This window comes from Noviherbaspirillum sp. (assembly GCF_035627455.1).
Classification (GTDB): Bacteria; Pseudomonadota; Gammaproteobacteria; order Burkholderiales; family Burkholderiaceae_D; genus Noviherbaspirillum.
The window spans coordinates 1-9,722 of record NZ_DASPLS010000103.1; the positions used below are offsets into that span (position 1 = coordinate 1).

A 9,722-nucleotide genomic window follows, 5' to 3' on the forward strand; every position below is an offset into this window, starting at 1 on the left:
ACCCTCAACCTGCAACCCGGCCAATTCACCCTGGCCGACCTGCGCAACATCTGGCGCGACGCCATCCCGCTCGCGCTGGCGCCATCCGCCTACGACGCGATCAACACCTCCGCCGCGACGATCCACAAGATTGTCGAACGCGGCGCGCCCGCGTACGGCATCAACACCGGCTTCGGCAAGCTCGCCAAGACGCACATCCCGAACGACCAGCTGGAAGAACTGCAGCGCAACCTGATCCTGTCGCATTCGGTCGGCACCGGCGAGCTGATCGCCGACGAGGTGGTGCGCCTGATCCTGGCGATGAAGATCGGCAGCCTGGCGCGCGGCTATTCCGGCATCCGCGCGTCGGTGATCGACACCATGATCGCGCTCTATAACAAGGGCATCATGCCCTGCATCCCGAGCAAGGGCTCCGTCGGCGCGTCGGGCGACCTGGCGCCGCTGTCGCACATGACGCTGGCGCTGATGGGCGAAGGCGAGGTGCGCGTGGCCGGCAGGATCCGCCCCGCGTCGGAAGCACTGGAGGAAGCCGGCCTCCGGCCGGTGACGCTGGCGGCCAAGGAAGGCCTGGCGCTGATCAACGGCACCCAGGTATCGACCGCGCTCGCGCTGCACGGGCTGTTCTTCGCGGAACGCCTGCTGGAAGCCGCCACCGTCGCCGGCGCGCTGTCGGTCGATGCGGCCAAGGGCAGCGACGCGCCCTTCGATCCGCGCGTGCATGAAGTGCGCGGCCAGCCGGGCCAGATCGCGGTCGCGAAGATCTACCGCCAGCTGCTGGCCGGCAGCGAAATCCGCCGCTCGCACCTGGAAAACGACGAGCGCGTGCAGGATCCGTACAGCCTGCGCTGCCAGCCGCAGGTGATGGGCGCCTGCCTCGACCTGATCGGCAATGCGGCGCGCACGCTGCTGATCGAGGCGAACGCGGTGACCGACAATCCGCTGGTGTATGCGGAACAGGGGGACGTGATCTCCGGCGGCAACTTTCACGCGGAACCGGTCGCATTCGCGGCCGACACGCTGGCGCTGGCGCTGGCCGAAATCGGCGCGCTGTCGGAGCGCCGCATCGCACTGCTGATCGATGCCACGCTGTCCGGGCTGCCGCCTTTCCTGGTCGCCTCCTCCGGGCTCAATTCCGGCTTCATGATCGCGCACGTCACCGCCGCCGCGCTGGCGTCCGAAAACAAGTCGCTCGCGCATCCGGCCAGTGTCGACAGCCTGCCGACCTCGGCCAACCAGGAAGACCATGTCAGCATGGCGACCTTCGCCGGCCGCCGCCTGCATGACATGGCGCAGAACACCGCGACCATCGTCGGCATCGAACTGCTGGCGGCGGCGCAGGGCGTGGACTTCCACCGCCCGCTCAATACCTCGCCGCGGCTGTCGCAGGTACAGCAACGGCTGCGCGAGCGCGTCGGGTTCTATGAGAAGGACCGGCTGTTCGCGCCGGATATCGAGGCGGCGAAGCAGATGGTGTTGAACGGCGGGCTCAGCGCGAGCTGCCAGGAATTGTTTGCGGGGCTGTACGCCGCATAATCGGTAGCGTGGGTAGAGCGCAGCGACACCCACGGAAACAACTTATACGGAACGCCGTGGTGGGTTTCGCTTCGCTCAACCCACCCTACTATTCTTAACAAAGTGGGCTGGAGTCAGTAATGCATCAACAAGCAGACATGAGCCGCTGGCAAGGCCGGGTGGATGCAGCCGAGGGTGAGCTCGGCAAGCGCTGGCACCAGGTCGTCACGCCGCTGGAAGACGCCCCCGGGCCGGGCGGCGTGGCGCTGGTCGGATTCGCGTGCGACGCCGGCGTGGCGCGCAACCACGGACGCACCGGCGCGCGCGGCGGGCCGGCCGCGCTGCGCGCGATGCTGGGCAACATGCCGGTGCAACGCTGCCGCGCCATCGCCGACGCCGGCGACGTCGTCTGTGTCGCGGACGGCAGCGACGACGGGCTGGAGCGCGCGCAGCAGGAACTGGCCGACGTGGTCGCGGGCGTGCTGGAACGCGGCAAACTGCCGGTCGCAATGGGCGGCGGGCACGAGATCGCCTTCGCTTCCTTCAGCGGGCTGGCGCGCCATCTCGCCGCGCGCGAGCAGGCGCCGCGCATCGGCATCATCAATCTCGACGCCCACTTCGACCTGCGCATGGCCGAGCGCGGCAGCTCCGGCACGCCGTTCCGGCAGATCGCGGAACAATGCCAGGCCAGGGGCTGGCCCTTCCATTACTGCGTGCTCGGCATCAACGAGTTCGGCAACACCCAGGCATTGTTCGAACGCGCGCGCGCGCTCGGCGTGCGCTGGATGCTGGATGAAGAGATGCATGTCGCGGCGCTCGACAAGATACGCGCGACGCTCGCGGATTTCCTGGCGCAGGTCGACCATGTGTACTTCACCGTCTGCCTCGACGTGCTGGCGGCGGCGATCGCGCCGGGCGTCAGCGCGCCGTCCCCGCGCGGAATCGGCCTCGACGTGGTGGACCCGGTGATCGACATCGTCGCCGGCAGCGGCAAGCTGCGGCTGGCCGACTTCGCGGAGCTCAATCCGGGCTACGATATCGACAACCGCACCGCGCGCGTCGCCGCGCGTCTGCTGGCGCGTATCGTGGAACGCAGCAATGCCTGAGCGATGCGAAAACTGAGCGCAGCCGATTACCTGGTGATGCCGTGGAAGAACGGCGGCGGAACCACAACCCAGCTCGCGGTCGGCCCCGCCGGGGCGGACCTGGAACAGTTCGACTGGCGCATCAGCAGCGCGCGGGTTTGCGCGGACGGCCCGTTCTCGCCCTTCCCCGGCGTCGACCGCTCGCTTGCGGTGCTCGACGGCGCCGGCCTGGCGCTCGCGGCGGGCGGGACCGCCCCGGTCCTGCTGCGGCCCGGCGCCGCGCCGTTCCGCTTTCGCGGCGAGCAGCAGATCGATGCCTTTCTCGCCGACGGCCCGGTCAGCGACTTCAACGTGATGACCCGGCGTGATCGCTGCATGCACGAGCTGCAGCTGCTGGAGCTGGATGGCAGCCTGCGCCTTGCCGCCCGCGCCGACCTGTTGCTGGCCCATCTCGTGTCGGGGGCAGGCCTGGCATGCCGCGATGCGCGCGGCGATACGTTGCGATGCGGGCCGGGCGATACGATCCTGATCGATTCCGCGAACGCGTTCCCCCTCGAATTCTCTACGGCTTCGCCGGCGCGCCTGTGCCTGGCGAGCATCCGCTACAAGGAAACATGACATGTCTGATACGTACTGGGACGCGCTCTGGACCAATGTGCATCTGGCGACGATGGCCGGGCCCGGCAGCTACGGCGAGATCCGTGATGCGGCAATCGCGGTGCGTGACGGCCGGATTGCGTGGACAGGCCGGCAAAGCGAGCTTCCGGCGGAACATCGCGCGGCCGCGGTCCACGACGGCAAGGGCTGCTGGCTCACGCCCGGCCTGATCGATTGCCACACCCATATCGTGTACGCCGGCAGCCGCAGCGACGAATTCGAGGCGCGCCTGAACGGCGCCAGCTATGAAGACATCGCAAAGCGCGGCGGCGGCATCATGTCGACCGTGCACGCAACGCGCGCCGCGTCGGAAGACGCGCTGCTGCAAGCCAGCCTGCCGCGCGTGCGCGCGCTGCTGGCGGAAGGCGTGACGACGCTGGAAATCAAATCCGGCTACGGGCTGGATACCGGGACCGAACGCAAGATGCTGCGCGTCGCGCGCGGCATTCAATCGTCGCTGCCGGTGCGCGTGCGCACCACCTTCCTCGGCGCGCACGCATTGCCGCCGGAATTCGCCGGCCAGGCGGAGCGCTATGTCGACCTGGTGTGCGAGCAGATGCTGCCCGCATTGGCCGCCGAAGGCCTGGTCGACGCAGTCGATGCGTTCTGCGAAAAAATCGGATTCTCCGCGGCGCAGACGCAGCGGGTGTTCGATGCCGCGCACAGGCTCGGGCTGCCGGTGAAGCTGCATGCGGAGCAGCTGTCGGACCAGGGCGGCGCTGCGCTGGTATCCCGCTTCAACGGCATGTCGGCGGACCATCTCGAGTACCTGTCGCAGGAAGGAATAGCCGCGATGGCGCGCGCCGGCACCGTCGCCGTGCTGCTGCCGGGCGCGTTCTATTTTCTGCGCGAGACGAGACTGCCGCCAGTGCAGGCGTTGCGGGATGCGGGCGTGGCGATGGCCATCGCGACCGATTGCAACCCGGGCACCTCGCCGATGACCTCGCTGCTGCTGGCGATGAACATGGCATGCACGCTGTTCCGGATGACGCCGCTGGAGGCGCTGGCCGGCGCGACGGTCCATGCCGCGCGCGCGCTGGGCATCGGCGGCGAAGCGGGGACCCTGGAAGTGGGCAAGCGGGCCGACTTCGCGCTGTGGGAAGTCGAACGCCCCGGGGAGCTTGCGTATGCGATCGGCGGCAATCCCTGCGTGTCGGTGGTGAATGGAGGCGTGGCGCGCGAGCCGCGCATCGCGTAGTCGGCAGGGGTTCCGGCCTGCGCGGGAACGACAGGGCGATGCGCACGGTCCAGATCGTAGGGTGGGTTGAGCCGAGGCGAAACCCACCGGTTTGGCTACGCCCATCAGGCGCACGGTGGGTTTCGCTTCGCTCTACCTCGGCGGCCTCACCCACCCTACCATCCTTTAAGTTTATCCGGACGCTCTATGAGTCAGTGCCAGTTCCCGCCCGCCGGTGACGGCCAGGAAAACGTGATCCGCTCAGCGCGCCGGCAGCGCCGTCTTCAACGGCTCCCACACCATCGCCGGCTTGATGTCGTTCATGCAGCGATGATGACCGAGCGGGCATTCGCGCTGTTTGCAGGGCGCGCATTCGAGCGCGAGGTAGATCGACGCGGCCGCGTCCGAGAACGGCGGCGCATGGTTCGGGTCGGTCGGTCCGTAGATTGCCGCGATCGGGCGGTTCAGCGCCGAGGCGACATGCAGCAGGCCGGAGTCATTGCTGACCACCGCATCCGCGCGCGCGATCAGCGCGACCGCCTCGTCCAGCCTGGTTGCGCCGGCCAGGTTGCGCACCTGCGGCACCAGCGCCACGATTTCGTCGCATACCGGCTTGTCCTTGGGCGAACCGAGCAACGCGATCTGTACATTCCCGCGCTCCTGTTCGATCAGCTTGGCCAGCGCCGCGAAATGCGAGGTCGGCCAGCGCTTGGCCGAACCGAATTCCGCGCCGGGCGCGAACAGCACCAGCGGCCGCTTCATGTGCAGGCCGGCGCGCGCCACGGCTTCCGCCATCGTGTCCTCGGACACGGCCAGCGCCGGCCGCGGCAGCGCGGAGGGCGGCGGCACCTCGCGCGCCGGCGGATTGGCCAGCGCCGCATAGAACGACACCATTGGCCGCGGCGCGTCGCGGTTGTCGTGGTGGATCACGTTCAGCAGGCCGTAGCGCATCTCCCCCTTGTAGCCGACGCGGCGCGGAATGCCGGCCAGCCACGGGATCAGCGCGAACTTCAGGGTGTTGGGCAAGACATAGGCATCCGCATAGCCGCGCTCGCGCAGCATCTTCGCATACGCGCGCCGCTCGCGCAGCTGCAGCGCGCCATGGCGGAACGGCGCTTCCAGCACGGTGTCGACTTCGCGCATCGCGCGCCACACCGGCGCCACCCAGCCGGGGGCGAGCACGTCGATCGGCCGTTCCGGGTGCCGCTCGTGCAGCAGGCGCAGCAGCGGCTGCGCCATCACCGCATCGCCGATCCAGTTCGGCGAGATCACCAGGGTGCGCGGCACCCCCTGCAGCGGCACGCTCATTTCGTGCGCGGCACGCGGCCCATCAGGAAGAATTCTTCGTTCGGGCGCATCGAGATCGCGTTGGCCATGCGGTTGGACAGGCCGAAGAAGGCGGTGATTGCCGCGATGTCCCAGATGTCCTCGTCGTCGAAGCCGTGCGTGCGCAGCAGCGCGTAATCCTCGTCGTTGATTTCGTGCGAGCGCAGGCAGACCTTGACCGCGAAATCCAGCATCGCCTTCTGGCGCGGCGTGATGTCGGCCTTCAGGTGGTTCACCGCCACCTGGTCGGCCACCAGCGGCTGCTTGGCGTAGATGCGCAGCAGCGCGCCGTGCGCGACGACGCAGTACAGGCACTGGTTCTTCGCGCTGGTCGCGGTGACGATCATCTCGCGGTCGGCCTTGGTCAGGCTGCCGGTTTCCTTCAGCATCAGCGCATCGTGATACGCGAAGAACGCGCGGAATTCCGCCGGGCGGTGCGCCAGCGTCAGGAACACGTTCGGCACGAAGCCGGCCTTCTCCTGCACCGCGAGGATGATCTCGCGGATATCCTCGGGCAGGTCCTTGAGCTCCGGAACGGGGAAGCGGGAAACAGGAAGTTGGGAAAGGGCTGGGCTGGACATCATGCGGTCTCCTTTTCGAATTGAAGATGGTAGAGGTTGGCGTACACACCATTCTTTTCCAGCAACTCGGCATGCGCGCCGGTTTCGACGATGCGGCCGCCGACCAGCACCACGATACGATCGGCGCGCTCGATTGTCGACAGGCGGTGCGCGATGACCAGCGTCGTGCGCCCCTGCATCAGTTCCTCGAGCGCTGCCTGCACCGCGCGTTCCGATTCGGTGTCGAGCGCGGAGGTGGCTTCGTCGAGGATCAGGATTGGCGCATCCTTGTACACCGCGCGCGCGATCGCCAGGCGCTGGCGCTGGCCGCCGGACAGCCGGCTGCCGTTGTCGCCGATCATCGTTTCCAGCCCCTGCGGCAGGCGGGCGACCACGTCGCCCAGGTGCGCCGCCTTCACCGCCGCCTCGATCCGCGCGCGGTCCGGCTTCGCGTCGCCGTAAGCGATGTTGGCGGCAACCGTGTCGTCGAACAGCACCACATGCTGGCTCACCATCGCGATCTGCGCGCGCAGGCTGTCGAGCGCAATGTTGCTGATCGGTTCACCGTCGAGCCGGATCTCGCCGCTGGTGACCGGAAAGAACTCCGGCACCAGGGAAACCAGCGTCGTCTTGCCGCCGCCGGACATGCCGACGAAGGCGACTGTTTCGCCCGGATGCACCGTCAGGTTGATGTCTTCCAGCGCCGGCTGCGACTGGCCGGGATAGGTGAAGCCGACATCGATGAAATCGAGGCGCCCGGTCGCGCGCGCGGGCAAGGGCCTGCCGTCGGTGCGCTCCGGTTTCGCGTCGATCAGGTTGAACACCGCATCGGCGGCGGCCAGCCCGCGCTGCAGCGGGCCGTTCACTTCGGCAATACGCTTCAGGGGCGTGAGCAGCATCAGCATCGCGGTGATGAACGCCACGAAGCCGCCGACCGTGGTCTGGTTGTTGCTCGACTGGATCAGCGCGATCACGATCACCACCGCCACCGCGCACGCCGCCATCACCTGCGTGATCGGCACCGTCGCCGCCCAGGTGGTGGCCATGCGCATCGAGTAGCGGCGCAGCTTGCCGGCGCGCTGGTCGAAGCGTTGCTGCTCGTAGCCGCGGCCGCCAAAGATCTTGATCACCAGGTTGGCGCGCGTGGTTTCTTCGATCACCTGGGTCAGTTCATTGTTCACGCCCTGGTAGTCGTGCGTCAGCCGGCGCAACCGCTTGCCGGTCATGCGGATCACCACCGCGGTCAGCGGCAGCAGCACCAGCGCGACGATGGTCAGGCGCCAGTTGGTCCAGATCAGGAAGAACAGCAGGCCGGCCACGGTCAGCGCATCGCGCACCGCCGAGGTCAGCACGTTGCGGATCATGTCGACGATCTGCTGCACCTCGAACATCATCGAATTGATGATCTTGCCCATCGAATTGCTGGTGTAATAGCTTGCGGGCACATCCAGCATGCGGGCGAACATCAGGCCGCGCAGCGTGTTGAGCAGCTGCGTGGTGATCCAGGTCATCAGGTAGCTGGTGGCGAAGGTGGACAGCCCGCGCAGCACGAAGATGCCGATCACCGCGACCGGCACCAGCCATAGCTGGAAGGTCGGCTTGCCGACGAAACCGTTGTCAAGCAGTACTTTCATGACCGCGGGGAACATCGGCTCGGTGGCAGCGGTGATGATCATGCCGGCAAACGCCAGCAACAGGCGCCCCTTGTAGGGCCGCACCATCCCGAACAGGCGTTTGAGGTTCGGGGATAGTGTCATGGGAAAACTCGCTGCATTGTCATTGTTCCTGCGCGCAGCGCATGGCGGCGGCGCGCGATTCGGGAAAACCGGCACTCGTGCCGGAGGGATCTTGCTGGCGCTAGATTATAGTGGATGGCACCGGCGCGGGGCGCGGAAGCGGCCATCCGGTATACTGCACGGCGGTTTTCCTTCCGCAATAAAACAATGGCAACACTGCCCGCCACGAGTCGTTCCATACCATGCTGATCTCGGTCATCGTCACCACCTATAACCGCCCCGACGCGCTGACGGCCGTCATCCGCGCGCTGCTCGACCAGAACGATGCGGACTTCGAGGTGATCATCGCCGACGACGGTTCCGGCCAGCCGACCTTCGACGCGCTCGCCGCGTTCCGCAATGCGCGCGGCGCCGGCGGCATGAAGCGGCTGGTGCATGCCTGGCAACCGGACGACGGCTTTCGCGCCTCCGCCGCGCGCAACCTCGGCGTGCATGCGGCACAGGGCGACTACCTCGTGTTCCTCGACGGCGACTGCGTGCCGCGGCCGGATTTCATCGCACGCCACCGCCTGCTCGCGGAACGTGGCTTCATGGTATCGGGCAGCCGCGTGCTGCTGTCGGAGCCGTTCACGAAACAGGTGCTGACATCCGCCGATCCGATCCACCTGCGCGGCCTGTCCTACTGGCTGGCGCAGCGGCTGGCGGGCAACACCAACAAGATCGTGCCGCTGCTGCACTTCCCCGATACCGGCCTGCGCCATTACCGCAAGGTCAAGTGGAACCGCATCAAGAGCTGCAACCTCGCGATCTGGCGCGACGACTATGCCGCGGTCGACGGCTTCGACGAAAGCTTCGTCGGCTGGGGACATGAGGACGCGGACGTAGTGCTGCGGCTGGCGCGCCACGGCATCCGGCGCAAGGGCGGCGCGTTCTCGACCGAGGTGTTTCATCTCTGGCACCGGGAAAACACCCGCGCGACCGAATTCGAAAACCGCAGGCGCGTCGAGGAACGGATGCGAACCGGGGTCACGCGCGCGGACAAGGGCTTGTCGGCGCATCCGAAGGCGGAGGACCGGATCGAGGTGATTCAGGAAGGCTAAGACGCATAGCGGGTGCGCGGTCTGGCTTGCGGTACGCACTTCACCGCCCTTGCCCCGTCATTCCGCGTCGTTCCGCGCAGACGGGTGGCCGCCCCGCGGGAACCCTGGCTGAGCTTGCCGCTTCGACCATCCCATGGCTCCCCGCCTGCACGGTGACGACGGGAAGTATTCCGTGCAGCGGATACGCCCGCATTCAGGCTTTGTCGGCCGTGCATGAAACCGCAGTGCCGTAGGGTGCGGCCATCAATCCGTACACCTGCTCCGTGATGCGCTCCCAGCTGAACGCACGCGCGAACGCCAGCCCCTGCGCGCTCACCGCTTCCCAGTACGCACGGTCCTCGAATTTCAGGATTTCCGCCTGCCACGACGCGGCATCGAGATGCGCCGCGTAGCGCGGATGGTCATGCGCCCACACCGTCACGCTGTCAAGCGCATGGGTGATCACCGGCACGCCGGCCGCCATGCCCTCGAGGATGGTCAGGCCGAAGCTTTCGAGGTCGCTCGGATGCAGCAGCAGGAAGGATTGCCGCAGCAGCCCGATCACCTCTTCCTGCCGCTTGCGTCCATGC

Annotated in this window: 9 protein-coding genes; 5 read left to right on the forward strand and 4 right to left on the reverse strand. The window is 67.4% G+C overall.

Annotated features, from left to right (window positions below; all coding sequences use genetic code 11):
- The 4 genes from hutH to hutI all read left to right on the forward strand — a co-directional run.
- A partial coding sequence (hutH, locus tag VEC01_RS19850; RefSeq protein WP_324902649.1) for a histidine ammonia-lyase occupies positions 1-1,533 on the forward strand: 1,533 nt, incomplete at its 5' end.
- Between the two features lie 119 nt (positions 1,534-1,652).
- Positions 1,653-2,618, forward strand: coding sequence for a formimidoylglutamase (gene hutG / locus VEC01_RS19855; RefSeq protein ID WP_324902650.1), 966 nt, complete (start codon positions 1,653-1,655; stop codon positions 2,616-2,618).
- 3 nt (positions 2,619-2,621) lie between these two features.
- On the forward strand, positions 2,622-3,215 hold the full coding sequence (locus VEC01_RS19860; protein WP_324902651.1) for a HutD family protein: 594 nt from the start codon (positions 2,622-2,624) through the stop codon (positions 3,213-3,215).
- A 1-nt stretch (position 3,216) separates the two neighbouring features.
- A complete protein-coding gene (hutI, locus tag VEC01_RS19865) occupies positions 3,217-4,452 on the forward strand; it encodes an imidazolonepropionase (protein ID WP_324902652.1) in 1,236 nt (411 codons plus the stop codon).
- 240 nt (positions 4,453-4,692) lie between these two features.
- Here hutI and waaF read toward each other — a convergent pair whose 3' ends face one another.
- From waaF to msbA, 3 genes are read right to left on the reverse strand one after another with little or no spacing between them, the layout of a single operon-like run.
- Positions 4,693-5,739, reverse strand: coding sequence for a lipopolysaccharide heptosyltransferase II (gene waaF, locus VEC01_RS19870; protein WP_324902653.1), 1,047 nt, complete (start codon positions 5,737-5,739; stop codon positions 4,693-4,695).
- Positions 5,736-6,341, reverse strand: coding sequence for a peroxidase-related enzyme (locus VEC01_RS19875; RefSeq protein ID WP_414691478.1), 606 nt, complete (start codon positions 6,339-6,341; stop codon positions 5,736-5,738). The genes waaF and VEC01_RS19875 overlap by 4 nt, the downstream gene beginning before the upstream one ends.
- Complete coding sequence (gene msbA / locus VEC01_RS19880) at positions 6,338-8,074, reverse strand: lipid A export permease/ATP-binding protein MsbA (protein WP_324902654.1); 1,737 nt, start codon at positions 8,072-8,074, stop codon at positions 6,338-6,340. Before msbA ends, VEC01_RS19875 begins: the two co-directional genes overlap by 4 nt.
- Positions 8,075-8,295: 221 nt before the next feature.
- Here msbA and VEC01_RS19885 point away from each other — a divergent pair, with 221 nt between their 5' ends.
- On the forward strand, positions 8,296-9,153 hold the full coding sequence (locus VEC01_RS19885; RefSeq protein ID WP_324902655.1) for a glycosyltransferase family 2 protein: 858 nt from the start codon (positions 8,296-8,298) through the stop codon (positions 9,151-9,153).
- 193 nt (positions 9,154-9,346) lie between these two features.
- Here the strand turns inward: VEC01_RS19885 and VEC01_RS19890 are convergent.
- A partial coding sequence (locus VEC01_RS19890; RefSeq protein ID WP_324902656.1) for a glycosyltransferase occupies positions 9,347-9,722 on the reverse strand: 376 nt, incomplete at its 5' end.